Source organism: Acinetobacter sp. 12966, assembly GCF_031196995.1.
Lineage (GTDB): Bacteria > Pseudomonadota > Gammaproteobacteria > Pseudomonadales > Moraxellaceae > Acinetobacter > Acinetobacter geminorum.
This window is the reverse complement of record NZ_JAVIMC010000125.1, coordinates 1-597: the sequence shown is the minus strand read 5'-3', so window position 1 is coordinate 597 and position 597 is coordinate 1. Positions and strand designations below refer to the sequence as shown.

Sequence of the window (597 nt, the reverse complement as noted above, 5' to 3'; positions counted from 1 at the left end):
AGCCACGATACCTGTGTTAATGCCTTTACGTGCAGCATAGATTGCAGCTGTTGCACCCGCAGGACCACCACCAATCACCAATACATCAAACGCATCTTTGGCATTGAGTACTGCTGCATCTTTTTCAGCTGAGTTGGTATCAAGTTTTGCCACAATCTCTTCAAGGGTCATACGACCTTGACCAATGTGTTCATTGTCTTGGAATACCATCGGTACTGCCATGATTTTGCGTTGTTCGACTTCGTCTTGGAAGAATGAACCGTCAATCATGGTTGCTGTAGTGTTCGGGTTATAAATCGCGATCAGGTTAAGCGCCTGTACCACATCCGGACAGTTATGACAGCTGAGTGATACAAACACATCAAAGTTGGCTTTGAGGTTTAAACCTTTAATCTGGTTGAGCACTTCATTTGACACTTTAGGTGCATAGCCAGACACTTGTAACAGTGCCAAGATCAAAGATGTAAACTCATGGCCCATTGGTAAGCCAGCAAAGAACACACGGGGTTGTTCACCTGCTTTAGCGACACCAAGGGGGGGGGGGGGGGGGGGGGGGGGGGGGGGGGGGGGGGGGGGGGGGGGGGGGGGGGGGGGGGG

At 50.9% G+C, this 597-nt stretch carries 1 protein-coding gene; it reads right to left on the bottom strand.

What is annotated here, in order from left to right; genetic code table 11:
* Nucleotides 1–597 (bottom strand): thioredoxin family protein (locus tag RFW85_RS17705; RefSeq protein WP_375143871.1); only part of this gene is annotated, 597 nt, incomplete at both ends.